Here is a 24,152-nt window from a genome sequence, read left to right on the forward strand (position 1 = left end):
GCTCCGGTCTCGTGGGCTCGGAGATGTGTATAAGGGACAGGCGCGGTGGCCCACCTGACCCCACCCCCAGCCGGTCAGGGGGGTGGGGTTAGGTGGGCCACCGCGCCGATCTCCAGGGCGGCCCAGACGCCATCGGGGGTGACCGCGATGCCGTGGGGTTCCGCGTTGGGGGTGGGCAGGTCGTGGGTGGCGATCCGTCCGGTGGGGTCGAGGTGGCCGATCCGGTTGGCGCCCCACTCGGTGAACCAGGCGCCGCCGGCCGGGTCGGCCACGATGGCGTGCGGCCGGGCCGCCCGGTCCGGCAGCGGGATCTCGGTCACCTCTCCGTCCGGGGTGACCCGGCCGAGCTGACCGGCGGTGATCTCCACGAACCAGATGGCGCCGTCGCCGCCGAGGGTAATGCCGACCGGGCCGGCGTTCACGGTGGGCAGCGGGTGCACTGTGACCCTGCCGTCGAGGTCGATCCGGCCGATCGCGTTCGCCTGGTTGAGGGTGAACCAGAGCGCGTCGTCCGGCCCGGCGGTGATCATCGAGGCGAAGGCGCCCTTCGCCGGTAGCGGGAACACCTCGACGCCGCCGTCGGTGTCCACCCGGCCGATCGTGTCGGAGGTCATGCCGGCGTACCAGAGCGCGCCATCGGGGCCGGTGGCGATACCGCCCGGCCCGGTGCCGGCCGGCAGGGCGACCGTGCGCTGTTCGCCGTCGACGCTGATCCGGCCGATCCGGTCATCGCCGGAGCGGGTGAACCAGAGCGCGCCGTCCGGACCGGCGGTGATGATCAGCGGTCGGCCACCGGCCGGCTCCAGCGGGTAGGTCCGTACCGCGCCGTCGACCCCCAGGCGGGCGATCGCGCCGCCGTGGGCGAGCGTCAGCCAGAGCGCGCCGTCGGGACCGGGCGTGATGCCGTACGGGCCGGCGCCCGGCTCGGCCAGCGGGATCTCCCGGATCGCGGGGGTCGTCACGAGGCGTGATCCTTTCGTCGGGGCTTTTCCCACCCTGACCGTACGGACGGCGCCGTCGCAACCGGTTTGTCCGGCTCGCGAGCTGAATTGCCAGCCGGCTGACAGGGTCGCCATGGGTTGCGCCCAGGCTCCCCGGTCACTGTCGGTGACGTCATCGCAGCACCAACGACGATCTGGAGGACCGATGTTCCGCACGATGTCGAAGAAGCACCTGCTGGCCAGTGCGGCCGCCGCCGGTGTGCTCGGCGTGGGGATCGCCGCCCCCACGATGGCGTTCGCCGCTGACGGGGGCACCCCGACGCCGAGCGCCAGCAGCGGCGAGCAGCGGCAGGACCGGCAGGGTGAGTTCGCCGAGAAGCTCGCCCAGGAGCTGGGCGTGCCCACCGACAAGGTGACCGCCGCGCTGGCGAAGCTGCGCGAGCAGCACAAGCCGGCCGACCGGCCGGAGCGCCCGTCCGCCGAGGACCGCCAGGCCGCCCTCAAGGAGCGGCTGGACCAGGCCGTCAAGGACGGCAAGATCACCCAGGAGCAGGCCGACGCCATCACCAAGGCCGTCGAGGCCGGCGTCTTCCCCGGCCCCGGTCACAAGGGCGGCCCGGGTGAGAAGGGCGGCCCCGGTCACAAGGGCGGCCCGGGTGGCCGGGGCGACAAGGCTGGCCAGGGCGACAAGGGCGGCCCCGCCGCCGCCCCGGAGGGCTCCGACCAGCAGGACGCTCCCGAGGCCACGCCCGGCACGTGATCCCGGCTTGATCCACACCGTTTCGCCGAGGTGGCGGTGTCCGAGCGCCTGGACACCGCCACCTCGGCGATCGGGAGTCGATCAGCCCTGACCGGGGCCGACGGCCCGTCGCCGGCCCGTCGGTCCCGGGATCAGGCCTGGGCGGGCGGAGGTGCGAACACGCCCACCCGGTTCCCGGTCGGGTCGAGCAGTTGGGCGCGGGTGAGGCCGCTCGGCGTCGTACCCGGCGGCACCAGCACCGTGCCGCCGGCCGCCTCGGCCCGACGGCAGGTCTCCGCGACGTCGGCCACCTCGGCGTAGAACACCGCGTAGTTCGGCGCGTCGCCGCTGGTGGTCCGGATCGCCCCGCCGATCCCGATGTCGCCACCGGCCCCGGTGACACGGTAGGACGCGCCCTGCTCCTCGAAGGTCCAGCCGAACAGCTCTCCGTAGAACCGTTGCGCCTCGTCCGGCCGGTCGGTGCCGAACTCGAACCAGGTGATGGGCGTCGCGGACATCTACTGCCTCCAGATTTTCCCGAGCCGGCCGTTCGGCCGTCATCTGGAGCAGTCTCGGGGCCACCGGCGACACCGTCCTGTCGGTGTTTCCGCATCACCCTCACGGAAATGCCCGCCCGACCCGCCGACTCTCACACCAGGCTCAACGACCGGACCCGCTCGCGCGGAATGTCGAGATCCGTCGGGCGCAACTCCCGGGACACCACCTCGGGCAGCGCCCGGACCGTCCGGATCCGGTCGGTCCGGAAGCAGCGCAGCTCGTCGCGGAGCCGACACCAGGCCACCAGATACCAGTGTCGGTGGTTGCCGAGGTAGCCCAGCGGCTCGACGTCGCGGACCGAGTCCGAGCCGTCGCGGTCGGCGTACCCGATGCGCAGCACCCGCCGCGCGGACACCGCGTCGGCGACGATGGCCGGGACGGGCGTGGCCGGCCCGTCGCCGATCAGGTGCACCCGGCCGGCGAGGCGGTGCGCCTCGGCGGCCTCGGCGGCCGGCAGCACCGCCACCAGCTTGCGCAGCGCGGTGCCGCCCGGCCCGGCGAACGGCGTGCCCGCGAGCCGGTGCAGCGCGACCGCCATCGCCACCGCCTCGGCCGGGGTGAGGTTGACCGGCGGCAGGGTGCGGGCGCGATCCAGCACGTAGCCGCCGGTGCGCCCGGGCTCCGCCCAGATCGGCACCCCGGCCTGCTGGAGGGCGCCGATGTCCCGTTCGATGGTCCGGCTGCTCACCTCGAACCGGGCCGCCAGCCAGCGGGCGCTGCGCGGACGCGGCGACACCGCCCGCAACTCCTCGACCAGGGCGTAGAGCCGGTCCGTACGGTTCATGCCCGGCACGCTACGGCCGGGGTACGACGAACGCGCTCAGGCGATGCAGGCGCAGACGATAAGCGCGGCGCCGAAGTGGGTGGCGGCGCTGACCTTCGCCGCCGGATGCGGCTCGGGCGAGCAGATGACCTCACCGAGCTTGCCGGGGGTGAGCAGGTCGAGCACGAAGAAGGCCAGCGCCATGATGCCCAACCCGACCAGTCCGAAGACCACGGTGGAGGCGAGCCCCTTGCCGAAGTCGCTGTAGCTGGTCAGGATCGCGGTGAAGACGATCCCGGCGATGCCGAGCTGGTTGGCGGCGAGCAGCAACCCCGCGTTGGCGTTGCGGTCCACCCAGATCAGGTCCCGCAGCCGGCCCGGGGTGAGCAGGTCGACGAGCCCGAAGCCGGCCGCCATCAGCCCCACGCCGACGATCCCGAACACGACGCTCTGCCAGGCACCGCTGAGCAGATCCTCCAGCACCGACTGCCTCCCGACTCTCCGCCCGGAGGGGTACCGGCGCGGTGATCGAGACGATAGCGGCAGCGCGCAACCGCGTCAGCCCCGCCGTTACAGCGCCAGGTAGCGCTGCCGCTCGTACGGGGTGACCTCGCGGCGGTACTGCTCCCACTCGGCGCGCTTGTTGCGCAGGAAGAAGTCGAAGACGTGCTCGCCGAGCACCTCGGCGACGAGCTCGGACTCGGCCATCACGTCGATCGCCTCGGCCAGGTTCTCCGGCAGGGCCTCGTAGCCCATGGCGCGGCGTTCGGCGCTGGTCAGCGACCAGACGTCGTCCTCCGCGCCCGGCGGCAGCTCGTACCCCTCCTCGATGCCCTTCAGGCCGGCGCCGAGCAGCACCGCGAACGCCAGGTACGGGTTGGCCGCCGAGTCCGGCGAGCGGACCTCGACCCGGGCCGAGTTCGGCTTGCCGTACGCGGGCACCCGGACCAGCGCGGACCGGTTCAAATGGCCCCAGCAGACGTACGCGGGGCTCTCCGTGATGCGGTCCGGCAGGTGCTGCGGGAAGAGCCGCTTGTACGAGTTGACCCACTGGTTGGTGACGGCGGTGTACTCGCGGGCGTGCATCAGCAGGCCGGCGATGAACGACTTCGCCACCTTGGACAGCTTCATGGGGTCGCCGGAGTCGTGGAACGCGTTGCGTTCGCCCTCGAACAGCGACAGGTGGGTGTGCATTCCGCTGCCCGGCTGGTCGGTGAACGGCTTGGGCATGAAGCTGGCCTGTACGCCGGTGGAGAGCGCGACCTCCTTGACCACGTGCCGGAAGGTCATGATGTTGTCGGCGGTGGTGAGCGCGTCGGCGTACCGCAGGTCGATCTCCTGCTGGCCGGGCGCGACCTCGTGGTGGCTGAACTCCACCGAGATGCCGATCCGCTCCAGGGCCAGTACGCCCTGGCGGCGGAAGTCCCGGGCCACCGCGTGGGTGGTGTGCTCGAAGTAGCCGCCGGTGTCGACGGGCGTCGGCACCGAGCCGTCCTGCGGGCCGTTCTCCAGCAGGAAAAACTCGATCTCGGGGTGGGTGTAGAAGGTGAAGCCCTTCTCGGCCGCCTTGGACAGCGCGCGGCGCAGCACGTGCCGCGGGTCGGCCCAGGAGGGGCCGCCGTCGGGCAGCAGGATGTCGCAGAACATCCGGGCGCTCTCGCCGCTGACCCCGCCCTCGAACGGGAAGACCTGGAAGGTGGTCGGGTCGGGCATGGCCACCATGTCCGATTCGAAGACCCGGGCGAAGCCCTCGATCGCCGAGCCGTCGAAGCCGATGCCCTCCTCGAAGGCGGCCTCCAGTTCGGCGGGCGCCACCGAGACGCTCTTGAGCGTGCCCAGCACGTCGGTGAACCACAGCCGGACGAACCGGATGTCCCGCTCTTCCAGCGTACGGAGGACGAACTCCTGCTGACGGTCCACTTCCCCAACCCCTCGCGACACTCTTTTGTCCGCCTTGGCCGGGCTGCACCCGACCTGACCGCCCAGTGTTCCCGGGCCCGGTTACGCAGACGTTACGCGAACCGCCGCCGCCCGTCCCCTCGTGTCCCGCCCGGCGGTCGGAGACGTTGCCGTCGAACGCGCGGCTACCGCCGAATGACTCCGATGCCGCTGGGGCAAGATGAGGACATGCCCACCCTGCGTCTCGCCCTGTCCCAGGTCAACCCGAGCGTCGGCGACCTCGCCGGCAACGCCGACCTGGTCCGCAGCTGGACTCGCCAGGCCGCCGATGCCGGCGCCCAGCTGGTGCTCTTCCCGGAGATGATGCTGACCGGCTACCCGGTCGAGGACCTGGTGTTCCGCCGGTCCTTCGTCGCCGCGTCCCGGGCGGCCCTGGAGCGGCTCGCCGCCGACCTCGCCGCGGACGGCCTCGGCGAGGTGCCGGTGGTGGTCGGCTACCTCGACGCCGACGGGCCGCCGCAGGTCAGCGGGGACGCGGAGCCCGGCCATGGTGCCCGCAACGCCGCCGCGCTGCTGCACGGGGGGGCGGTGGTCGCCCGCTACTTCAAGCACCACCTGCCCAACTACGGCGTGTTCGACGAGGACCGCTACTTCATCCCCGGCGACACGCTGACCGTGGTGCGCATCGCCGGGGTGGACGTGGCGCTGACGATCTGCGAGGACCTGTGGCAGGCCGGCGGCCCGTTCGCCGCCGCCCGGGAGGCCGGCGTCGGCCTGGTCGTCAACATCAACGGTTCGCCGTACGAGCTGAACAAGGACGACATCCGGTTGCCGCTGGTACGCCGCCGGGCCGCCGAGGCGAACGCCACCATCGCGTACGTCAACATGATCGGCGGCCAGGACGAGTTGGTCTTCGAGGGTGACTCGATGATCGTGAGCGCCGACGGGGAACTGCTCACCCGCGCCCCGCAGTTCGTCGAGCACCTCCTCGTCCACGATGTCGACCTGCCGGCCGCGACCGAGCCGCCGGCCGCGGAGACCGCCGCAGGCATGCGGGTCGTACGCGGCGCGCTGGACGGCGTCCCGCCCACGCCCTCGGGTCCGGCCGCCGTCGGCGGGCTGATCGAGCCGGTGGCCGACGAGGCCGAGGTGTGGCAGGCGCTGGTGCTGGGCCTGCGCGACTACGTCAACAAGAACCGATTCCCGTCGGTGGTGCTCGGCCTCTCCGGCGGCATCGACTCGGCGGTGGTGGCCGCCCTGGCCGTCGACGCCCTCGGCGGAGACCGGGTCGTCGGGGTGTCGCTGCCCAGCCAGCACTCCTCCGAACACTCCCGCGAGGACGCCGCCGACCTGGCCAAGCGCACCGGACTGGACTACCGCGTCGAGCCGATCCAGCCGATGGTGGACGCCTTCCTGGCCAACCTGTCGCTGTCCGGGGTGGCCGTGGAGAACCTCCAGGCCCGGGTCCGCGGCGTCATCCTGATGGCGTTGTCGAACCAGGAGGGGCACCTGGTGCTGACCACCGGCAACAAGAGTGAGCTCGCGGTGGGCTACTCCACCCTGTACGGCGACTCGGTGGGCGGCTTCAACCCGATCAAGGACGTGTGGAAGACCCTGGTGTGGCGGCTGGCGAAGTGGCGCAACACGGACGCCGCCCGCCGGGGCGAAACCCCGCCGATCCCGGAGAACTCGATCGGCAAGCCGCCCAGCGCCGAGTTGAGCCCCGGCCAGTTGGACAGCGACAGCCTGCCCGACTACGACGTACTGGACCCGATCCTGATCGGCTACGTCGACGGTGACCTGGGCCGCGACGGGCTGGTCGAGTCGGGCCACGACCCGGCGGTGGTGGACAAGGTGCTGCGGCTGGTGGATACCGCCGAGTACAAGCGACGGCAGTCGGCGCCGGGCACGAAGATCTCGATGAAGGCATTCGGCCGGGACCGCCGCCTGCCCATCACCAACCGCTGGCGGGAGAAGGGCTGAGCCGACGCTGCGAGACGCCGGGCCGGCTCCCCCGGTCCGGCGTCTCGCAGCGGAACCTGAGTGACATCTTCCACTGCGCCCTGCCGTCACCCCGTCCCGCGGTGCGACGATCGCGACGGAACCCGGGGACCGCGCAGGCGGCCTCGAGGAAGGAGACAGTCATGGTGGAGTCCACTGCGAACGAGGTGACCGCCCTGTACGGCGGCCCGGCCACCCGGCGGGTCCGCACCCGCGACCTGATCGCCGCCAAGGAGCGCGGCGAGCGGTGGCCGATGCTCACCTCGTACGACCAGTACACCGCGTCGATCTTCGACCAGGCCGGAGTTCCGGTGCTGCTGGTCGGCGACTCGGCCGCGAACAACGTGTTCGGCTACGAGACGACCCTGCCGGTCACCGCCGACGAACTGCTTCCGCTGGTGCGGGCCGTGGTCCGGGCCACCCGGCAGGCACTGATCGTCGGTGACCTGCCGTTCGGCTCGTACGAGGAGGGTCCGGCCCAGGCGCTGCGCACCGCCGTCCGGTTCATGAAGGAGGGTGGCTGCCACGCGGTGAAGCTGGAGGGCGGCCGGCGCTGCGCCGAGCAGATCGCCGCGATCGTCGGCGCCGGCATCCCGGTGATGGCGCACATCGGCTTCACCCCGCAGAGCGAGCACACCCTGGGCGGCTACCGCGTGCAGGGTCGCGGCGACGCCGCCGACGAGGTGCTGGCCGACGCGCGAGCGGTGGCGGAGGCGGGCGCGTTCGCGGTGGTCCTGGAGATGGTGCCCGGCGAGGTGGCCAAGCGGATCACCCACGAGCTGTCGATCCCCACGGTGGGCATTGGCGCGGGCCCGGACACCGACGCGCAGGTGCTGGTCTGGCAGGACATGGCCGGGCTGCGCACCGGCAAGGCCCCCCGCTTCGTCAAGCGGTACGCGGATCTGGCCGGTGCCCTGACCGACGCCACCCGCCGCTTCGCCGACGAGGTGCGCGGCGGCGAGTTCCCCGCCGCCGAGCACACCTTCTGACCCTGCGGACAGATCGATCATGACGACTGGAATTGTCGTACACCTGTTCTAGTGTCGGGTCATGTTGGAGGCGTTGGCGCAGGCAGAGCACGCGATCGGAGCCTGCGCCGACGCACCCGCCTGGGCCCTGCCCGAGAAGGACCTGATCGCGGCGCTCGACGCCGCGCACCGCGTCGAGCAGCGTCTCGCCGCCGCCAAGCTGGCCCTGATCCGCGAGCTGGACGGTCGCGGCACGCCGAGTGCCCAGGGCGCAACCTCCACCGTGGTCTGGCTCCGCGAACGATTGCGCCTCACCGTCCCCGCCGCCCGCCGCCTCGTCGACCTCGCCGCCGCCCTCGACACCGGCAACCCCGGGGTACGACAGGCGCTGGCCGACGCGGACATCACCGTCGACCAGGCCCGGGTCATCGCCGACGCCGTCGCCACCGTGCAGGACGTCGCCGGCACGCAGGCCGCCGACAAGGCCGTCGGGGTGCTCGTCGACTGGGCTGGGCAGTTCGACCCCGACCTGCTCCGCAAACTCGGGACCCGCATCCTCGACCACGTCGCGCCCGACCTGGCCGACGACGCCACCAAGGCCGCACTGGACGCCGAGGAGCGCCGCGCCACCCGCGACCGCCACCTCACCCTCTCCGAGCAGACCGACGGCCGACTGCGACTCACCGGCACGCTCGACCCCGAGGCCGCCGCCATGCTGCGCGCCACCATCGACCCGTTGACGGCCCCGTCCGGCCCCGACGACCAGCGCAGTCCTGGGCAACGCCGCCACGATGCCCTCGCCGACATCTGCCGACTCGCCCTGCGCACCGGCGAACTACCCGATAACGGCGGCGACCCCGCCCAGATCGTCATCACCACCGGTTACGACGCGTTGACCCGGCAGTTGGGCGTCGGCGCCCTCGACACCGGCCTCCATCTCACCCCCGAGGCCGTCCGCCGGCTCGCCTGCGACGCGGCCATCCTGCCCGCCGTCCTCGGCGGCACCGGGCAGGTGCTCGACGTCGGCCGGCAACGCCGGCTCGTCACCGGACCTCTGCGCCGCGCCCTCGTCCTGCGCGATCGCGGTTGCGCGTTCCCGGGGTGCGACCGCCCACCCCGGTGGTGCGACGCCCACCACATCCGGCACTGGGCCGACGGTGGACGCACCAGCCTCGACAACGCGGTGCTGCTTTGTCCACACCACCACCGGCACGTCCACCGGGGCGAGTGGACCGTCCGCCTGGGCGGCGACGGTCATCCGGAGTTCGTACCGCCCGCCTGGCTCGACCCCGACCGGCTCCCCCGCCGCAATCAGTACCACCGGCGCACGTGACCCGGACGGTCCAGCGACAGCCAACTTCGATTCGTATGCGTTTCGCATATACTTTGCCGATGGAATCGGCACTGGAAGCAGCCATCAACGAGTGGCATGCGAGCGTGAACGACAGCGACGCGGAGCGGTCAGCGAGAGCGGTCGGCGACCCTATCGTCGTTCTGGGCCCGAAGGGTGCTGGCCCGATCACGCCCGAGCAGTTCGCGGAGTGGGTGCAGCGCTCGGGGATCAGGCTGGTCCCGCGGTCGTGGCATCCGATCGGTGCGCGTCTCATGGTCGTGGAGGAGGACGCCACCTGGCCCGGAAGCCCGGCACCGACCCGGGTGGCGACGGTGTTCCGAGTCGCCGGAGAGAAGGTCACTGCCGCTCTCCGCCTGCCCGATCTGAAGTCTGCGCTGGAGCTGGCCTATCTCTGCCGCGAGATGGCGGCCACCGAATGAGCAGCTCGGGGCCCGGGCAGATCCTGTTCGCGTTCGTCCGGCACTGGTCGCGTAGGTCATCGGTCAGCGGTCAGACAGTCGCCGAGCAGGGCCGACTCGTGCTGGTCACCGAGGCTGTCCACTCCCTGACCCAGCGGGGCGTCGCGGCAACGGTCAATGCCGTGGCACACGAGATCGGTATCGACCAGAGCGGAGCATCGCGACTGGTCAAGAGCGCGACAGAGGCTGGATACCTGTCCATGCGGGCATCCGCAACAGACGGTCGCCGGCGCCAGGCGACGGTCACCTCATCCGGACACACCATGCTGGCACAGGCGCATGGCTGGCAGGAGCAGGTCTTCGACCGGCTGACGCGCGGCTGGAGTGAGCGGCAGCGCCGCGACTTCCAGCAGGCGATGACGGACCTGATCGACAGGTCCTACGCGTTGGACGCCTGACCCGGACGCCGGTGGAACGACGAAGCCGCCGCCCAGCCCTCGCCCGCTAGAGGTCGGTGACGCGGATGCCGGCGTGGGCCTTGTAGCGCTTGTTGATGGCGATCAGGTTGGCGGTGAACGCCTCGATCTGGTGGGCGTTGCGGAGCCGACCGGCGTAGATGCCGCGCATCCCGGGGATCCGGGCGGCGAGCGCGCCGACCACGTCGACCAGTTCGCGGTCCTCGGTGCAGATCAGCACGTCCAGGTCGATGCGGTCGACGTCCGGGTCGGCGAGCAGCGGGGCGCTGACGTGGTTGAACGCCGCGCAGACCCGGGAGTCGGGCAGGAGCGCGGCGGCCTGCTGCACGGCGCTGCCCTCGGCGACGGTGAGCGCGTACGGGCCCTGCTTGTCGAAGCCGAGCGGGTTGACGCAGTCGACGACGATCCGGCCGGCGAGCGGCTCGGCGAGGGCGGCGACGGTGGCGGCGTGCCCGTCCCACGGCACCGCGATGATCACGACGTCGCTGCGCCGGGCCACCTCGTCGTTGGCCGCGCCGGTGATGCTGGCGTCGGCCGGCATTCCGGGCAGGGCGGCGATCTCGGCGGCGGACTCGGCGGCCCGCTCCGCGGACCGGGAGCCGATCAGCACCGTCTGCCCGGCCCGCGCGAACCGGTAGGCGAGGCCCCGCCCCTGGTCGCCGGTGCCACCGATGATGCCGACCGTCAGCCCGGACACGTCGGGCAGCGTGCTCGCGTCGTATGCCATGGGCTCATCCTTCCAAACCACCCGGCACGGCAGCAGCGCCGTGGGCTGTGACAATCCCCGCTGCCGCGCCGGACCAGGGTCAGGCCAGCTCGAACAGGACGGTGCGGGCCGCCGCGTCGGCGGTGACCAGGCGGACCCGGACCCGCTCGCCGAGCGGCAGGTCACCGAGGCAGCGGGCGCGTACCGGTGGGGTGTCCAGGGCGACGGTGCCGCCCGGCGGACGGGGGCGGGACTTGCCGTTGGGCGGGGCGTCGACGTCCAGGACCGCCGCGTCGAAGGTCTCGCCGACCCGGTCCGCCAGCAGCACCGCCTCGGCCAGCTCGACAGCTCCCCGGCTGGCCGCCGAGGCGGTCCGGTCGGTGCTGGCCATCACCTCGGGCAGCCGGGTCAGGGCCTCGCGCGCCCAGTCGGGCACCGGAAGGCCCGCGTGCAGGGCCAGGCAGACCTCGGTGGCGTACCTGTCGGCGAGGCGCCGCAGCGGCGCCGTGACGTGGGCGTACGCGGCGGCCACCCCGCCGTGCTGCGGCTGCTCGGGCAGGGCGCCGTCGAAGGCGGTGTACGCGGCGCCGCGCATCAACTCGGCCGCCTGGTCGACGAACGCGGCGGCGCGCGGCTGGGCGGGGTCCAGCCCGGCGATGACCTCGCCCGGGCCGACGCCCTCGGGCCAGTGCACGCCCAGCGGAGCGGCGGCGGCGCGCAGCCGCTGCACCGCCTCCGGTTTTGGGGCCGGCATGGTGCGCAGCAGGCCGACCCGGCCAGCCAGCATGATGTCGGCGGCGGCCATCCCGGTCAGCAGTGAGATCTGCGCGTTGTACTCCTCCATGGGCGCCGGGCCGCGCAGCACCAGCCGCCAACCGTCGCCGTCGGGTTCCACGTCCTGCTCGGGAAGCGGCAGGTTGATGGCGCCGCGGCGCAGCCCGCGTACGGTCAGCCGGTCGCCGATCTCCGGCAGCAGGGCGATGGGCTCGGGCAGCCGTCCGGCGTCGGCGGCGGCCTGCACGCCTGTGTAGTCGAGTTTGGCCCGGCTGCGTACCAGGGCCCGTTCCAGTTCGACGGCCACGGTGCCGCCGTCGGCGTCCAGGTCGATGGTCCACACCACGGCGGCCCGGTCGTCGTCGGGCAGCAGGCTGGCCGCGCCCTCGCTGAGCGTCAGCGGGTGCAGCGGCACGTGACCGTCGGGCAGGTAGACGGTCTGCCCGCGCCGCCACGTCTCCGCCTCCAGCGCGCCGCCCGGGGAGACGTGCACGGCGACATCCGCGATCGCGTACCGCACCCGGTAGCCGCCGCCCGCGCGGCGGGCGAGGTGCATCGCCTGGTCCAGGTCGCGGGAGCTGGCCGGGTCGACCGTGACGAACGGTATGTCGGTGCGGTCGACGGGCGGCCGCGGTGGTGCCGCGGCCGCCTCGTCGGCCTCCCGCTGCGCGTCGGCCGGGAAACCCTCGGGCAGGCCGAGTTCGCGGCGCAGCGCGCCGAAGTCGATGCGGGGCGCGAGTACGCGTCGGATGACCACGGGCCAATCCTGACAGCGCCGCCGGTGATCCGCTTCCGGTGACCGGCCGAGATCCTCCGACGGCCCCACCGTCGACGGGCGGCGTGCGCTCAGCCGGTCGCCTTCCGGGCGGTGCTGCGCGCACCCCGGCCGGTGGTGGCCCGTGCGGCGGCCGGGCGGGCCGGCGACTTGCGGGCGGTCACCTTGCGGGCCGGCGCCTTGGCCGCGACGGTCTTCTTCGCGGGCGCCTTCTTCGCCGCCGCCTTGCGGGCAGCCGTCGACGAGGTGCCCGTCGACTTCGCGGCCGGAGCCTTCTTCGCCGGCGCCTTGCGGGCGCCGCCGCTCGGGCGGGTGGAGGCCGTCTTCTTCGCCGGCGCCTTCTTCGCCGGCGCGTTCTTGGCGGGCGCCTTCTTGGCGGCGGTCTTCTTCACGGCGGTCGCCTTGGTCGCGGCCTTACGCGCTGGCGCCTTCGCCGCGGCGGTGGTCTTCTTCGCGGCCGACGAGGTGGTCTTCTTCGCGGCGCTTACCGTCTTCTTCGCGGTGCCGGTGGTCTTCTTCGCCGTCCCCGTGGTCTTCGTCGCGGCGGTGGTGGTCTTGCGCGTCGCGGACGCCGGGGTCCGCTTCGCGGCGGTGGCCGTCTTGCGGGTGGTGGTCTTCTTCGCGGGGGCCTTCTTGGCCGCCGTCGTGGTCTTGGCGGTGGTCTTCTTCGCCGGCGCCTTCTTGGCCGCCGTGGTGGTCTTCTTCGCCGGGGCACGCCCCGCGCCGCCGGCCGCCTTGCGGGCCGGCGCCTTCGCGGCGCCCGTGGTGGACTTGCGCACGGGAGTGGTCCGGCTCGCCGCCGTGTTCCGCTCCGCCGCGGCGGTCTTCTTCGCGGTGGTGCGTCGGGCGGCCGGGCGGGTGGTGGCCTGCTGTGCTTCGGCCATCGTGGTTCCCTCCTTGGGGGCGTGCTCTCGCGTGCGTCCTCGCGGAGCACGAAATGCCTCGGCGCGGGCCGTCCCGCGCCGCCTACCTGTCCTCCCCGGCCCAACGGGCGTCCTCGGCATCCCACGCTTCGTTGCGCTCCTGCACCCGTTGCAGGGCGTTCTCCGCGTCGGCCGCCGAGTCGTACGGACCGAGGACGTGCTTCGCCGGGCACACGTCGGCGTCCGTCTCGACCCGGTGGTGCCGGGTGCACCAGTAGTACTTCCCACCACGCTCACTGTCCGTCATGGGAATCACTGTGCACCGCCGACCGTCCGGCCGCCACCGGATCACGCAAGTCACCGACCTTCTCCACAGTAGATATGCTTCCCGTCCGCGGGGGCAAAACACTAGAAAACGGGCAGAACTATCAGCCGGTACCCGCGCAACGGTGCTGGCTCCCGCCGTCACCGGCGGCGGTGGCCGCCGGACCGCGGCCTATGATCGCCCGGTGGCGATACCCGACTACATCGTGCGGATGCGCAGGCACGTCGGCCACGACCTGCTCTGGCTGCCCAGTGTCAGCGCGGTCATCCGCAACGACGCCGGTGAGCTGCTGCTCGGTCAGCGCGCCGACGACGGACGCTGGTCGGTGATCAGCGGGTTCGTCGAGCCCGGTGAGCAGCCGGCCACCGCGCTGGTGCGTGAGGTACGCGAGGAGACCGGCCTCGACGTGGCGCCGGTGCGGATGTCCAGCGCCGTCTCGCACCCGCACACCTACCCCAACGGCGACAGTTGCGAATACCTCAACCTGGGCTTCCTGTGCCGCGTGGTGGCAGGCACGGCACGGGTCAACGACGACGAGTCGCTGGCTGTCCGGTGGTTCGCGATGGATCGGCTGCCCGAGCTGGACAAGCACGCACTGCTGGTCCTCGCCTACGCGCTGCGGGACAACCCGATGGCCGGCTACCTGCCACCGGGCACCGGCTGGGACGACGTGCCGGACTGACACCGCGTACGGGGCGCACCCGACACCCTGGCGGCACGGGCGGTGCGCGCCGTCCGACGGCTAGCGCTGCCGCATGATCCAGGTGGGCACCGGCTCGGTCATCGAGCCCAGCACCTCCCAGCCGGCCCGGCGGTACAGCTCGACGTTGGCCGGGTTGCTGGTCTCCAGGACCGCCGGCAGGCCGTCGGCGGCGGCGCGATCCAGCCCGGCCCTCATCACGGCGCGGCCCCAACCCCGTCCGGCGCTGTCCGGGTGGGTGCCCAGGACGCCGAGATACCAGAACGGGAAGGTCGGCAGGGCTGCGTGCACGGCCTCCTCGTAGCCCTGCACCCGGGCCAGCACGTCGGCGGGATATCGAGCTTCCTCCGGCGACCGGTGCCCGGCGGCCGGCGCGTTGACCAGCGGCTGCGCCGGTTGCCCGGCCGGTGGCTCCCAGATGGCGACGGACGCACCGCCACCGATCGTCCAGATCGACGACCTCTGCACCCGCTTGTCGAAGAGGTGCCCGAAAAAGGTGGCGGCGTAGAACGGGTAGGTGCCGTCGTCGGGGAACAGATACCGCAGCACGGGGTCCTTGACGAACGCGGCAACCAGGCAACCGACCACCGCATCGCGGTCCGCTGGGGTGGCGATGGTGATCTCGGGGGTTGTCACAGCAGTCGACACTATCCCGAGAAGCGCCTTGACCATGACCCGGCGGAAGAAGGCAGACTCCTCTCGTGAACGTCGATGACTACCGGCAGCACTCCCCGTACAGCGACCCCGGTCGGCACGCCGCGCTGCTCGACGCCGTCCCGACTGACATCGCCTCGGTGGCGGCGACCGTCCGCAACGTGATCGTCCACTACCGCGCTGGCGGCGTCGAGTTGCCCACCGACCGGCTCGAGGAGGTCAACTGCCGGTGGGTGGACCGCATCCTCGACACCGACCAGTCCCGATCTCCGCTGCCCCTGGCCGCCGAGCGTGCGGCCGTCGACCGGGTGGCCGGCTGCTGTCGGGACCACACGCTGCTCTCGGTGGCGGCGCTCCGTCAGCACGGCATTCCCAGCCGCAGCCGGGTCGGTTTCGCCTCGTACTTCGTGCCCGGTTGGCACCACGACCACGTGCTGGTGGAGTACTGGAACGGCCACCGGTGGGTCTGGGCCGACCCGGAGGTCGACCCGGCCGGCGACTGGGGGTTCGACGGCTACGACATCGACTCCAAGGCCGGCCTCTTCGACTCGGCGGCGCGGGTGTGGTCGGCGTACCGGGCCGGGACGATCGACCCCGAGGTGTACGGCGTGAGCCCGGAGCTGCCGATCCGAGGCGACTGGTTCATCCACGACTACGTCCTGATCGAACTGGCCCACCGTCGGAAGGACGAGGTGCTGCTCTGGGACCGCTTCGGCGCCATGACCGAAGACCTCACCACCGCTGACCTCACCCTCGTGGACGAGATCGCCGCGCTGCTGCTCGCCGCCGACGACGGCGACGAGGCCGCGGAGAAGGCACTCGCCGACCGGTACGCCAGCGACAGCCGACTCCGCCCCGGCACCCAGGTGCACAGCATCTCGCCGGTCTCCGGCAGCGTCAGCGTTGTCGACCTGCGCCGCTGAGCGGCCCGGGCATGTGTCGCAGCCCCGGCCGGGGATTCGACACACGCCCTACCCGAACGTGAAGGCGTACGCCTCGGCGCCGGGCTCGTCGAACGTGATCTCCAGGGTTCGTTCGCCCACGGTGTCCTGCTGACGGACGAGCTGGTAGAGGCGGCCTTCCCGGAGCACCCCGTTGCCGTCCTCGTCGACGTCGACGCCGTGGGACGCGCCGGGAGCCGCCCCGTCGAGAAGCACCCGGAACCCGATCGGCTGTCGCGCGTCGGATGACAGCACGAGATGCGCGTCGCGCGCGTGGAACCGGAAGGCGATGCTGCCGCCGGCCCCGTCGAGCGCGACGTTCTCCGCCCCGATCGTCCACTCCCCCGCCAGGGCCCACTGGTTGAGGTCCAGGCGCTCGGGGATGTCGTAGGCGCGGCATTCGTCGAGCGCGGCGCCGTTCGGCGACGCGAGGTGTTCGCCCCGGCTGAAACCGAGGTACGTCTCGGGCGTCCGCAGGTGCGCCCAGTCGGCCTCCGCCTCGACGCCGAGCCCTCGCACCGGGGTCGGTTCGCGTTCGATGCCGAGCAGTTGTTGAAGGACGCGCTCGGACTCCTCGTAGCGTCCCTCGCCGAAGTGCTCGTCACGGATGACGCCGTCGGTGTCGGCGAAGTAGAGGGCCGGCCAGTACTGGTTGGCGAAGGCTCTCCAGATCGCGAAGTCGTTGTCGATCGCGACCGGGTAGTCGATGGAGCGCGCCGGGACCGCCTGCCGTACCTGGTCGGTGTCGTGCTCGAACGAGAATTCCGGTGTGTGCACGCCAATGACGACCAGCCCGTCGTCGCGGTAGGCCTGCGACCAGGCACGCACGTACGGCTCCTGGCGCAGCCAGTTGATGCAGGTCAGCGTCCAGAAGTTGACCAGGACGACGCGCCCACCCAGGTCGGCGGGGCCGAGCGGCTCGGAGTTGAGCCACTCGGCCGCCCCGTCGAACGGGGGCAGGTGCACGGCCATCTAGCGAAGCGACCGGAAGGCGGTACGAAGCTCCTCGGAGAAGATCTTCGGCTGTTCCCAGGCCGCGAAGTGCCCGCCCACGTCGAGCTCGTTGTAGTAGATGAGGTTGGGGTACGCCTGCTGGGCCCAACTCCGCGGGGCCTCGTACAGCTCGTCGGGGAACACGCTCACGGCGACCGGGACGGTGACGCCCTTGGTGGCGAAGAACGACAGCTTGTTCTCCGCGTACAGGCGGGACGCGGAGATCGCCGTGTTCGTCAACCAGTAGAGCGAGATGTTGTCCAGGATGTCGTCGCGGGTCAGGCCCGCCTTCGCCCCGTCGAAGACCCGCGCGATCAGGGCCAGACTCTTCGCGTCGTGGTCGAGCAGGAAGGCCGCCAGACCGACCGGAGAATCCGCCAGCCCGGTCAGCGTCTGCGGACGCGTCGCCATCATGAGGGCGTACGCGACGTGCTTCCAGACGAAGTTGACTTCCTCGGCGGCACGCATTTCGTCGTCGGAGAGACCGGATGGCAGCGAGCCCATGGCGTTGTTCGCACCGGTGGTGTCGCCCTGGAACAACAGGTCGATCTCGGGTGGGACCGCACCGGGCATGTTGGTGTGGATGCCGAGCAGTTCCGGAGGCGCCTGGATGCCCATCTGGTCCACAATGACCGCGCCCCAGTCGCCGCCCTGTGCGACGAAACGGTTGTAGCCGAGCCGCTTCATCAGCTCCGTCCAGGCGGTAGCGATCTTCTGCGGGTTCCACCCCGGCTCCCTCGGCTTGCCGGAGAAGCCGTGGCCGGGCAGCGAGGGGATCACCAGGTGGAAGGCATCCGACGCGCTGCCGCCGTGCGCCGTGGGATCGGTGAGCGGCTCGATGATCTTCAACTGCTCGATGATCGACCCGGGCCACCCGTGGGTGACGATGAGCGGCAGCGCGTCCTCGTGCTTCGAGCGCACATGGATGAAGTGGATGTCCACCCCGTCGATGGTGGTCATGAACTGCGGCAGGGCGTTCAGCCGCGCCTCGACCTTGCGCCAGTCGTACTCACTCCCCCAATAGCGGGCGACGGCCTGGATCGTCGCGAGTGGCACGCCCTGCGACTGGTCGTCCACCGTTTCCTTGTCCGGCCAGCGGGTGGCCCTGATGCGCCTCTTCAGGTCATCAAGGTCGGCCTGGGGAATGTCGACCGAGATCGGCCGAATCTCCGTGGTGCCCGGACGAGTCTTCGTGTTGACAGCCATGCGTGTTTCCTCTCCGTCTCGGTTTGCGCCTCGCGAGGAGAAATCATGGGGTGAAGGCTCTGCCCGGACTTATGTGCCAACGAGATGGGCACGCCGCCGCCATAGTTCGGAGCCTAGAACGCCGCACCCCGGGCCCGTGGCGATACGGTTCGTCAGCGCGTCTGCTCGGGGGCCGCGACGGCCTGCTCGGCGGCACGGCTGACCTGCTCCCAGCCCGCCCAGGTGTCCATCCGCCGGCGGGAGATGTCGAACGCCAGGTCGTAGACCATGCTGCCGAGCAGGAGCCGCAGCGGCGGGTCGTCGCTGTCGACCAGCCGCAGCAACGCCTCGGCGGCCAGGCGGGGTTCGCTGTCGATCGAGCCTTCGGCCCACTGTCGCTCCAGTTCGGCGCGCAGCGGCGCGTAGGCGTCCATCGGGGTGGTGGCGCGCACGCTTGTGTAGAGGTCGGTCCAGTAGCCACCCGGCTGCACGATACTGACAGTGATGTCGAAGGCCGCCGCCTCCATCGCCAGGGCTTCGCTCATGCCCTCCAGGGCGAACTTGCTCGCGCTGTACAGGCCGGTGCTCGGGAAGCCGCCGAGCGCGGCGATGCTGGAGACCTGCACGATGTGGCCGGACCGCTGGGCGCGCAGGTGCGGCAGCACGGCCTGGCTGACCCAGAGCGCGCCGAAGAAATTGACCTCGAACTGGGCGCGCGCCTCGGCCTCGGTGAACTCTTCGATCATGCCCATGGACAGGGTGCCGGCGTTGTTGACGACGATGTCGAGCCGTCCGAAGTGCTCGACGGCGGTGGCGACGGCGGCGACGACCGCCGCCCGGTCGGTCACGTCGAGGGTGAGGGCCAGCAGCCGGTCGCCGTGCCGCTCGTCGAAGTCGGCCCGGGTGATGGTCCGGGAGGCGGCGACCACCCGGTCTCCGCGATCGAGCGCGGCGTCGGCGAACGCACGCCCCAGGCCGCGACTCGCGCCGGTGATGAACCAGGTACGCATGCGGGTCTCCACTCTTTCAAGACGAGACGGTCCGTCTCGTTATGGCAGAAGACTAGGCCGCCGCCCCGCCAGTCGTCAAGACGAGACGGTTCGTCTCGTAGCTGGTATCGTGACGCACCATGACGCCCAACACGGCCCGCCGGCGGGAGACCTCCCGACGCGCCATCCTCACCGCGGCCTTCGAGCTGCTCCAGGAGATCGGGTACGCGAAGCTCAGCATCGAGGGCATCGCCGCGCGCGCCGGCGTCGGCAAGCAGACCATCTACCGCTGGTGGCCCTCCAAGGGCGCGGTCATCTTCGACGCCTTCCTCCTGCTCAGCGAGGCCGGCGAGGACGGGCCGCCGACACTGCCGGACACCGGCGACCTGGCAGCGGACCTCACCCTGGTGCTCCGCGCCACGGTCGAGGAGATGAACGATCCGCGGTACGAGCAACCGATGCGCGCCCTGTCCACCGAGATCGCACTCGACCCCGAACTGGCGGCGGCGTACGCCGAGCGGCTGGACGGGCCGTTGAGGGAGGCCAAGCGGCAGCGCCTGCGCAGCGCCCAGCAGGCCGGCCAGCTCGCCGAGGACATCGACCTCGACGTGGCCGTCGACATGATCTGGGGGCCGGTGCTCAACCGGTGGCTGCACCGCGGCGGGCCACTCACCGCCGAGTACGCCGACCGAGTCGTCACCACCGCCCTCAACGGACTGCGCCCCCGCCGATCCGGCGAGTGACGCCCACCATCTCCGCTCCCGAACCGGTCAGCTCCTCAGGGCATGCCCGCGTAGCGGAGTGGGAGCGGAGGTCGCGGCCGACGCCACGCGACATAGGCCAGAACGCCGAAGACGATCAGTAGTAGCACCGCGATGAGGGCCATGTACCACCGGGAGTGATCGCCGACCTCGCGCACGCCGAGACAGGGCTCGCTCTCGGAATGATGGACACGGATGCGCTCGCCGGTGGTCACGGCTCGGTTCGCGCCGACCGCCACGCGAAAGGTCGCCTCGCAGACCTCGCCACGGCTCGTGCTGAACTGCACCGTCACGATGGTCCGCCCGCCTTGATGCTCGACGTCGAGCACCGTGGACTCTGCCTCCGATCCTCGCCGATCAGCGACGAGCGACCAGGTGGAGAGCGCCGTCAGCGTGACCGCGAAGACGAGACAGAACGCCGAGAACACCCGCAGGAAGGTACGGCTCGGCCGTCGACGGTCCATGACCGGAACTCTAGGAGGCGGCGGCAACGCGGCTGGCCACTACTTCTTCAGCCTTCGTCATCGCCTCCGCACCAACCGCGACCCCGCCGACCCAACGAGTAACCGCCTTTGCGCCGCCGCAGCATGGTGCGGCAACATCAGGCGCCGTGACGGCACCAGGCACGGACCCCGAGAACGACACCCCGGCCAGCACTTTCCGGTTGGGTCGGCGGGTCCGGCACTGGTTGGCCGGTGCAGGGGTCGCCACTCTGGCCGCCGCCCTCGGGATCACCCTCGCCGTACGCGGCGGCGCCACCCCAGCCTGCGCCGCGCCGCCGACGGGCAGCACCGTCCACAAGGGAAAGGCGAGCTTCTACGACGCCGGCCGCTCGGGCGGCACCTGCTCCTTCCCCGGCCCACCGGCGGACGGGCTGTACGTGGCCCTCGGCGCATCCCAGTACTCCGGATCGGCGGCCTGCGGCAGCTACCTGGAGGTGAGCGGCCCGAAGGGCACGGTCCAGGTCATGGTCATGGACCAGTGCGGCGGCTGCGGGCCCAACAAGATCGACCTCTCCGACGAGGCGTTCGCGAAGATCGCCGACCGGGCGCAGGGCATCGCGCCCGTGACGTACCGGGCGGTGGTGAACCCGCCCCTCGACGGAGGCCTCACCTTCCGGATGAAGCGCGGCGCGTCGAAATACTGGTTCGCCGTGCAGGTCGGCAACCACGGCAACCCGCTCCGCTCGGTCGAGGCGAAGGGGCCGGGCGGCGGCTTCCGCAAGGCGGCCCGGCAGGTCGACAACTACTGGACCGTCGAGGACGGGATCGGCCCCGGGCCGTACACGATCAGGGTCACCGACGTGTACGGCCGCCAGGCGACCGCCACCGGCATCCGGCTGGTCACCAAGCAGGTGCAGCGCACCACGGTCTCCCTCGCCAGCCCCGCCACGCCCAGCATCTCGCCCTCGCCGAGCCCCAGCGCCGCGCCCTCGTCGACCCCGACCGAGTCGGTCGCACCGACGACGACGGTCGAGGCGCTCGCCGGTGCCGCTCCGCTGGACCGCCCTCGCTGCTGACCACCCCGGCACGTCACGCCATGATCCACTCCACATCGCCGATGTGGTGGTTCCCACCGACCCGATACCGCCAGATCGCCGACCCGCAGTGGATCACGCCGCCCTCCGGCGGATCCGCACCGGCCACTGTCAGAGTCGATGTGGCCGGCGGGCCACTGCCAACCATCCGAGGAACCTGGCGTGCATCGCGGACAGATCCGGGCGCAGCCCCAGGCCGTACACGTCGTCGATCGCCTCCTGCATCGACGCGGCCAGGTAGAACGCCAGGGCGATCGAATGGCCGTAGAACTCGGTGGCGAGGTCGAGCTGCGCCGGGCCGCACGGCCAGGGCGCGGCGCAGTTGCGGCACAGCCACGCCGGGCGCATCGGCAGGTGCGGGCGAGGGCGGGCGGTCATCCGACCCGCACCGGACTCCGCCGGCGTTTGGCCGGCCTGGCGGGTGCGACGGGCAGGGCCTGCATCCGTACGCCCGCACGCATCACGTACAGCTCGCGTCGCGCCACCGCGTCGCCCGCCGTGTTCAGCTCGTAGCCCTCGATCCAGCTCGAAAATCAGCTGGGCGGGATCGTGGTCGACAACGAAGATGGGCTACATACTCTTCAGACGAGGTGGGAGAACGTGAGGAACGAAGCACTCCCGCGCCGACAGTCCAACGAGCTGATGAAGGAAGTGCACAGCCATCATGGACCTCACTAACGCCACCTGGCGCAAGTCCCGACGCAGCGGATCGTCCGGGGGCAACTGCGTCGAGGGCCGATGCCGAGGGTGTCGCGCTTGTGGACCTTGTTCTTGCAGTTGCCCGGCCGCAGCCCCGGTCGGGCCCTCTTGGGCTGGACGCCATAGAGCAGCCAGTTGGCGCACCGCTCCGAACACGGCGTGTGCCGCAGCTCTTGCCACAGCCGTTCCAGGTGCGCCCGCTGCCGGCCGGTGGTCACCTGGTGGCAGTCGGCGGCCTGCTTGGTGAGGTACTTGGCGATGTAGCCGACGCACCGGTCGACGTCCTTGCTACCGGCAAGGACACCCTTGGCGTCGACCTGCACGCCGAAGCGGACGACGTGCACCGGCTCTGCGTCCGGGTCGGCGTCGACCAGGTCCAGGGCGTCATCCCACGACGGCAGCAACCGGCCCGAGTTCGGGTCGGTGTAGCCGGCGGCGTCGGCGTCCCATTGCGGCGCCCCCCGGGTTCGTAGACCCGCTGCTCGACCGACGGCCACCACACCTGGTGATACGTGGCGGCGGCCACCTGCCGTATCAGCGCTCGCAGGATAGTGCCCCGGATGGCGAAGTGCGCGTGCGGCGCAAGGCGGCGCTGCGGCTCGACCGCGCCCGCGTACTGGACGTTCCAGCCGACCGCACGACGCAGGTTCTGCCAGAACCGGTCCAGGAGTCGCGGAAAGTGGACCGCGTCCCAGGCTGCTCGCCGGTAGTCGTAGCCGTCCGGGTCAACCGGCGTCCCATCGGAGTGGACGCGGCCGTAGGAACCGAGGGTCAGCGTCAGGAACATCGACGGCCGGAACACCTGCCCGCCGTGGCCCTCGAAGGTCCGCCCCACGGTGCGGTTCTCTACCGGGAGCCGGGGCAGGTCTGGGGCGTCCTGCCTGCGTTTGGTGGAGCGGACCCGGCGCTTGCCGTCGCCGTCATCCTGGTCCTCGCCGCCGTGTGGCGGGGCGGGTCGGCCTCGGAGTCCTTCGGTAGTGATCTGGCCTTCCAGTTCCGCGATCGCGTGGTCCAGGTCGGCCACCTGGTCCCACTGCGACGCGCGGGCCGCCTCATCGCGGGCGAATTCCAGGTGGGCGCGGGCGACGATCAGCCCGCGTTGCGCATCGGTGGCCGGCTGCGGTCCGGGTCGGGTTCGTCGTCGCGGTGCCAGCCCTCGCGGATCTGCTGCTGCCGCAGCTTCCTTGCCCGCACGGCCAGCACATGGCAGGCCGATGGGTGGGACTGAGCTACGACGGCAAGATTGTCACCGGCTGGGGCGCGATGGCCCGCGGCGAGCAGGAAGCGAAAGACGTGATCGCGGAACTCCGACAACAGGAGGCGCAGCCATGACGACCGAGATCTGCGAAGTCAGCATCACCGCGCCCGACGCGGACTGGCTCGCCGCCTTCACCAGTCGCCTCGTGGACGACCAGCTCGCGGCATGCGGACACAACATCACCGCCATCAGGTCCATCTACCGCTGGCAAGGCACCACGCACGACGAGCACGAAGCGCGAGTTGCGCTGCACACCCGCACCGACCTCGTGCCCGCGATCGTGGACCGTGCGAACGCCGAGCACCCCTACGAAGTGCCGTGCGTCATCGCTACCCCGGTAGTAGCGGGCAACCCCGCCTACATCCGTGGGTCCTGGACGAGACAGCTGCCAGCCAGGCCGATCGGTAGTGTCTAGTCCCAGCACATGCTTGACGAATCCGTCCCAGATGCCGCTTGACGGTTGGCCTAGAACGTCTACGACGTCCAGAGGGTGACCAACGGCATGAGATCCCGGATTCCCACGCTCTTCGCGCCGGCAAGGGTCGGCAAGATGACCCTGATGTCTGGGTGGTAGTCGAACAGCACTTGGCGGTCGCGCCCGCACGGACTAATGGGCCCCCGCCCGAAGTGACCGACCGCCACGATCGTCGTCAGCTCCCGGGCCCCAAAAGCACGCGCGTGAGCGAGTGCGACGAGCTCAGCGCAGGGGCCACCGGTGAAGTGGTGGAGGTTGATGCCGCCATACATGCGGCCATCGACTCCGCGTACGGGTCTGCTGCACCGATAGGTGACATCTGAGTTGGCTTGCCCTGGTGGCGGGCTGGAAGGATGTTGCTGTGCCCAAGCCCTACCCCCGTGAGTTCCGCGATGACGTTGTGCGGGTGGCCCGTGATCG

At 71.3% G+C, this 24,152-nt stretch carries 25 protein-coding genes and 2 pseudogenes; 11 read left to right on the plus strand and 16 right to left on the minus strand.

Annotation, left to right across the window (positions count from 1 at the left end; all coding sequences use genetic code 11):
- Window positions 1–74: 74 nt before the first annotated feature.
- Complete coding sequence (locus FHG89_RS05565) at window positions 75–962, minus strand: Vgb family protein (protein WP_139583274.1); 888 nt, start codon at window positions 960–962, stop codon at window positions 75–77.
- 184 nt (window positions 963–1,146) lie between these two features.
- On the opposite strand from FHG89_RS05565, the pseudogene FHG89_RS05570 reads away from it, so the two are divergent.
- Window positions 1,147–1,581 (plus strand): annotated as a pseudogene (locus FHG89_RS05570) (hypothetical protein); the annotation flags it as partial.
- 251 nt (window positions 1,582–1,832) lie between these two features.
- Here FHG89_RS05570 and FHG89_RS05575 read toward each other — a convergent pair.
- The 4 genes from FHG89_RS05575 to glnA form a co-directional block, all read right to left on the minus strand.
- On the minus strand, window positions 1,833–2,198 hold the full coding sequence (locus tag FHG89_RS05575) for a VOC family protein (protein ID WP_139583275.1): 366 nt from the start codon (window positions 2,196–2,198) through the stop codon (window positions 1,833–1,835).
- 131 nt (window positions 2,199–2,329) lie between these two features.
- Window positions 2,330–3,022: a helix-turn-helix transcriptional regulator gene (locus FHG89_RS05580; RefSeq protein WP_139583276.1), complete on the minus strand. Its 693-nt coding sequence runs from the start codon at window positions 3,020–3,022 to the stop codon at window positions 2,330–2,332.
- A gap of 36 nt (window positions 3,023–3,058) precedes the next feature.
- On the minus strand, window positions 3,059–3,484 hold the full coding sequence (locus FHG89_RS05585) for a DUF350 domain-containing protein (RefSeq protein WP_139583277.1): 426 nt from the start codon (window positions 3,482–3,484) through the stop codon (window positions 3,059–3,061).
- Between the two features lie 87 nt (window positions 3,485–3,571).
- Window positions 3,572–4,921, minus strand: a complete 1,350-nt coding sequence (gene glnA, locus FHG89_RS05590) for a type I glutamate--ammonia ligase (RefSeq protein WP_139583278.1) — start codon at window positions 4,919–4,921, stop codon at window positions 3,572–3,574.
- 207 nt (window positions 4,922–5,128) lie between these two features.
- Between glnA and FHG89_RS05595 the strand changes: the two genes are divergently transcribed.
- From FHG89_RS05595 to FHG89_RS05615, 5 genes are all read left to right on the plus strand, one after another.
- Window positions 5,129–6,883 (plus strand): NAD+ synthase, encoded by a 1,755-nt coding sequence (locus FHG89_RS05595; protein ID WP_139583279.1) that lies wholly within the window; start codon window positions 5,129–5,131, stop codon window positions 6,881–6,883.
- 161 nt (window positions 6,884–7,044) lie between these two features.
- A complete protein-coding gene (panB, locus tag FHG89_RS05600; RefSeq protein ID WP_139583280.1) occupies window positions 7,045–7,890 on the plus strand; it encodes a 3-methyl-2-oxobutanoate hydroxymethyltransferase in 846 nt (281 codons plus the stop codon).
- Window positions 7,891–7,951: 61 nt separating this feature from the next.
- On the plus strand, window positions 7,952–9,202 hold the full coding sequence (locus FHG89_RS05605) for an HNH endonuclease signature motif containing protein (RefSeq protein ID WP_139583281.1): 1,251 nt from the start codon (window positions 7,952–7,954) through the stop codon (window positions 9,200–9,202).
- Window positions 9,203–9,261: 59 nt separating this feature from the next.
- Window positions 9,262–9,642 carry a hypothetical protein gene (locus tag FHG89_RS05610; protein WP_139583282.1) on the plus strand — a complete coding sequence of 127 codons (381 nt, stop codon included), beginning with the start codon at window positions 9,262–9,264 and terminating at the stop codon, window positions 9,640–9,642.
- Entirely contained in the window at window positions 9,639–10,079 is a 441-nt protein-coding gene (locus FHG89_RS05615; RefSeq protein WP_139583283.1) for a MarR family winged helix-turn-helix transcriptional regulator, read from the plus strand. The genes FHG89_RS05610 and FHG89_RS05615 overlap by 4 nt, the downstream gene beginning before the upstream one ends.
- A 46-nt stretch (window positions 10,080–10,125) precedes the next feature.
- On the opposite strand, the gene npdG is transcribed toward FHG89_RS05615, so the two are convergent.
- From npdG to FHG89_RS05635, 4 genes are all read right to left on the minus strand, one after another.
- Window positions 10,126–10,824, minus strand: coding sequence for an NADPH-dependent F420 reductase (npdG, locus tag FHG89_RS05620; RefSeq protein WP_139583284.1), 699 nt, complete (start codon window positions 10,822–10,824; stop codon window positions 10,126–10,128).
- Window positions 10,825–10,903: 79 nt separating this feature from the next.
- The gene (locus tag FHG89_RS05625) at window positions 10,904–12,334 is read right to left on the minus strand and encodes an RNB domain-containing ribonuclease (protein WP_139583285.1); all 1,431 of its coding nucleotides are present in this window, start codon (window positions 12,332–12,334) and stop codon (window positions 10,904–10,906) included.
- An 89-nt stretch (window positions 12,335–12,423) separates the two neighbouring features.
- Complete coding sequence (locus FHG89_RS33250) at window positions 12,424–13,236, minus strand: histone (RefSeq protein ID WP_208760869.1); 813 nt, start codon at window positions 13,234–13,236, stop codon at window positions 12,424–12,426.
- Between the two features lie 82 nt (window positions 13,237–13,318).
- Window positions 13,319–13,522 carry a hypothetical protein gene (locus tag FHG89_RS05635; RefSeq protein WP_139583286.1) on the minus strand — a complete coding sequence of 68 codons (204 nt, stop codon included), beginning with the start codon at window positions 13,520–13,522 and terminating at the stop codon, window positions 13,319–13,321.
- A 202-nt stretch (window positions 13,523–13,724) separates the two neighbouring features.
- Between FHG89_RS05635 and FHG89_RS05640 the strand changes: the two genes are divergently transcribed.
- The gene (locus FHG89_RS05640; protein ID WP_139583287.1) at window positions 13,725–14,222 is read left to right on the plus strand and encodes an NUDIX hydrolase; all 498 of its coding nucleotides are present in this window, start codon (window positions 13,725–13,727) and stop codon (window positions 14,220–14,222) included.
- A 60-nt stretch (window positions 14,223–14,282) separates the two neighbouring features.
- On the opposite strand, the gene FHG89_RS05645 is transcribed toward FHG89_RS05640, so the two are convergent.
- Complete coding sequence (locus tag FHG89_RS05645) at window positions 14,283–14,876, minus strand: GNAT family N-acetyltransferase (RefSeq protein ID WP_244295189.1); 594 nt, start codon at window positions 14,874–14,876, stop codon at window positions 14,283–14,285.
- A gap of 65 nt (window positions 14,877–14,941) precedes the next feature.
- Here FHG89_RS05645 and FHG89_RS05650 point away from each other — a divergent pair, with 65 nt between their 5' ends.
- Window positions 14,942–15,817 carry a transglutaminase domain-containing protein gene (locus FHG89_RS05650; RefSeq protein WP_139583289.1) on the plus strand — a complete coding sequence of 292 codons (876 nt, stop codon included), beginning with the start codon at window positions 14,942–14,944 and terminating at the stop codon, window positions 15,815–15,817.
- A gap of 48 nt (window positions 15,818–15,865) precedes the next feature.
- On the opposite strand, the gene FHG89_RS05655 is transcribed toward FHG89_RS05650, so the two are convergent.
- The 3 genes from FHG89_RS05655 to FHG89_RS05665 all read right to left on the minus strand — a co-directional run bounded on the left by FHG89_RS05655 (window position 15,866) and on the right by FHG89_RS05665 (window position 19,023).
- Entirely contained in the window at window positions 15,866–16,807 is a 942-nt protein-coding gene (locus tag FHG89_RS05655) for a redoxin domain-containing protein (protein ID WP_139583290.1), read from the minus strand.
- Window positions 16,808–18,034 carry an epoxide hydrolase family protein gene (locus FHG89_RS05660; RefSeq protein WP_139583291.1) on the minus strand — a complete coding sequence of 409 codons (1,227 nt, stop codon included), beginning with the start codon at window positions 18,032–18,034 and terminating at the stop codon, window positions 16,808–16,810.
- 152 nt (window positions 18,035–18,186) lie between these two features.
- The gene (locus FHG89_RS05665; RefSeq protein ID WP_139583292.1) at window positions 18,187–19,023 is read right to left on the minus strand and encodes an SDR family oxidoreductase; all 837 of its coding nucleotides are present in this window, start codon (window positions 19,021–19,023) and stop codon (window positions 18,187–18,189) included.
- 119 nt (window positions 19,024–19,142) lie between these two features.
- Between FHG89_RS05665 and FHG89_RS05670 the strand changes: the two genes are divergently transcribed.
- The gene (locus tag FHG89_RS05670; protein WP_139583293.1) at window positions 19,143–19,745 is read left to right on the plus strand and encodes a TetR/AcrR family transcriptional regulator; all 603 of its coding nucleotides are present in this window, start codon (window positions 19,143–19,145) and stop codon (window positions 19,743–19,745) included.
- A 35-nt stretch (window positions 19,746–19,780) separates the two neighbouring features.
- Here FHG89_RS05670 and FHG89_RS05675 read toward each other — a convergent pair whose 3' ends face one another.
- Window positions 19,781–20,227 (minus strand): DUF3592 domain-containing protein, encoded by a 447-nt coding sequence (locus FHG89_RS05675; protein ID WP_139583294.1) that lies wholly within the window; start codon window positions 20,225–20,227, stop codon window positions 19,781–19,783.
- Between the two features lie 146 nt (window positions 20,228–20,373).
- On the opposite strand from FHG89_RS05675, the gene FHG89_RS05680 reads away from it, so the two are divergent.
- On the plus strand, window positions 20,374–21,282 hold the full coding sequence (locus FHG89_RS05680; RefSeq protein WP_139583295.1) for an expansin EXLX1 family cellulose-binding protein: 909 nt from the start codon (window positions 20,374–20,376) through the stop codon (window positions 21,280–21,282).
- A gap of 129 nt (window positions 21,283–21,411) precedes the next feature.
- On the opposite strand, the gene FHG89_RS05685 is transcribed toward FHG89_RS05680, so the two are convergent.
- Both FHG89_RS05685 and FHG89_RS33575 read right to left on the minus strand, forming a co-directional pair.
- Window positions 21,412–21,678, minus strand: coding sequence for a hypothetical protein (locus FHG89_RS05685; protein ID WP_139583296.1), 267 nt, complete (start codon window positions 21,676–21,678; stop codon window positions 21,412–21,414).
- A 296-nt stretch (window positions 21,679–21,974) separates the two neighbouring features.
- Window positions 21,975–23,023: pseudogene (locus tag FHG89_RS33575) on the minus strand (replication initiator).
- Window positions 23,024–23,327: 304 nt separating this feature from the next.
- On the opposite strand from FHG89_RS33575, the gene cutA reads away from it, so the two are divergent.
- A complete protein-coding gene (gene cutA / locus FHG89_RS05705) occupies window positions 23,328–23,672 on the plus strand; it encodes a divalent-cation tolerance protein CutA (protein ID WP_139583298.1) in 345 nt (114 codons plus the stop codon).
- Window positions 23,673–24,152 lie beyond the last annotated feature (480 nt).

This window comes from Micromonospora orduensis (genome assembly GCF_006228125.1).
GTDB lineage: Bacteria > Actinomycetota > Actinomycetes > Mycobacteriales > Micromonosporaceae > Micromonospora > Micromonospora orduensis.

Excerpts from the sequence above, each read along its gene's own strand:
- FHG89_RS05575 (WP_139583275.1), bottom strand. The coding sequence starts at position 2,198 with ATGTCCGCGACGCCCATCACCTGGTTCGAGTTCGGCACCGACCGGCCG.
- FHG89_RS05580 (WP_139583276.1), bottom strand. The coding sequence starts at position 3,022 with ATGAACCGTACGGACCGGCTCTACGCCCTGGTCGAGGAGTTGCGGGCG.
- FHG89_RS05595 (WP_139583279.1), top strand. The coding sequence starts at position 5,129 with ATGCCCACCCTGCGTCTCGCCCTGTCCCAGGTCAACCCGAGCGTCGGC.
- panB (WP_139583280.1), top strand. The coding sequence starts at position 7,045 with ATGGTGGAGTCCACTGCGAACGAGGTGACCGCCCTGTACGGCGGCCCG.
- FHG89_RS05605 (WP_139583281.1), top strand. The coding sequence starts at position 7,952 with ATGTTGGAGGCGTTGGCGCAGGCAGAGCACGCGATCGGAGCCTGCGCC.
- FHG89_RS05610 (WP_139583282.1), top strand. The coding sequence starts at position 9,262 with ATGGAATCGGCACTGGAAGCAGCCATCAACGAGTGGCATGCGAGCGTG.
- FHG89_RS05615 (WP_139583283.1), top strand. The coding sequence starts at position 9,639 with ATGAGCAGCTCGGGGCCCGGGCAGATCCTGTTCGCGTTCGTCCGGCAC.
- npdG (WP_139583284.1), bottom strand. The coding sequence starts at position 10,824 with ATGGCATACGACGCGAGCACGCTGCCCGACGTGTCCGGGCTGACGGTC.
- FHG89_RS33250 (WP_208760869.1), bottom strand. The coding sequence starts at position 13,236 with ATGGCCGAAGCACAGCAGGCCACCACCCGCCCGGCCGCCCGACGCACC.
- FHG89_RS05635 (WP_139583286.1), bottom strand. The coding sequence starts at position 13,522 with ATGACGGACAGTGAGCGTGGTGGGAAGTACTACTGGTGCACCCGGCAC.
- FHG89_RS05655 (WP_139583290.1), bottom strand. The coding sequence starts at position 16,807 with ATGGCCGTGCACCTGCCCCCGTTCGACGGGGCGGCCGAGTGGCTCAAC.
- FHG89_RS05660 (WP_139583291.1), bottom strand. The coding sequence starts at position 18,034 with ATGGCTGTCAACACGAAGACTCGTCCGGGCACCACGGAGATTCGGCCG.
- FHG89_RS05665 (WP_139583292.1), bottom strand. The coding sequence starts at position 19,023 with ATGCGTACCTGGTTCATCACCGGCGCGAGTCGCGGCCTGGGGCGTGCG.
- FHG89_RS05670 (WP_139583293.1), top strand. The coding sequence starts at position 19,143 with ATGACGCCCAACACGGCCCGCCGGCGGGAGACCTCCCGACGCGCCATC.
- FHG89_RS05675 (WP_139583294.1), bottom strand. The coding sequence starts at position 20,227 with ATGGACCGTCGACGGCCGAGCCGTACCTTCCTGCGGGTGTTCTCGGCG.
- FHG89_RS05685 (WP_139583296.1), bottom strand. The coding sequence starts at position 21,678 with ATGACCGCCCGCCCTCGCCCGCACCTGCCGATGCGCCCGGCGTGGCTG.
- cutA (WP_139583298.1), top strand. The coding sequence starts at position 23,328 with ATGACGACCGAGATCTGCGAAGTCAGCATCACCGCGCCCGACGCGGAC.